General features: G+C 54.8%; 1 protein-coding gene. It reads right to left on the bottom strand.

Annotated features, from left to right (window positions below; genetic code table 11):
• Positions 1 to 296 (bottom strand): SUMF1/EgtB/PvdO family nonheme iron enzyme (locus tag OGV94_RS00815; RefSeq protein WP_286522160.1); only part of this gene is annotated, 296 nt, incomplete at its 3' end.
• Positions 297 to 374: the final 78 nt, after the last annotated feature.

Below are 374 nucleotides of genomic sequence, written 5' to 3'. Positions count from 1 at the left end.
ATTTTCAGATAAAAAGCGTAATCCTCATGGGTCACCTTGAAACGACCGATGGAATAGCTGGTCAGCGTCACCTCATGCAGCGGTTTGGTGTCTTTTTCCGAAGAGCAGCGCGCCCCCTCGCCATGCGTGCGGGAGCAAAAATCCCCCATCCAGAACGTGCCGCCCGGAATAAAAACCAGATCGCCGGTGATGCGTTGCAGATATTGTGCTAATTCCGCGTTATTCTGCCCCGCCGGCTCCGGTTTATCGCACCCGCTCAGCAACAACACCAGTGCCAGGCTATATTTACCGGTCATTTCACCGCCTCCGCAGCGTTCACCGCACAGCGTACAGTGGTGCCATCGGGATAAGGCTTGTCTTTAATGGCATAGCCG

The organism is Citrobacter sp. Ce006 (assembly GCF_030336535.1).
GTDB classification, from domain to species: domain Bacteria; phylum Pseudomonadota; class Gammaproteobacteria; order Enterobacterales; family Enterobacteriaceae; genus Citrobacter; species Citrobacter europaeus.
This window is presented reverse-complemented; position numbering and strand designations above follow the sequence as displayed.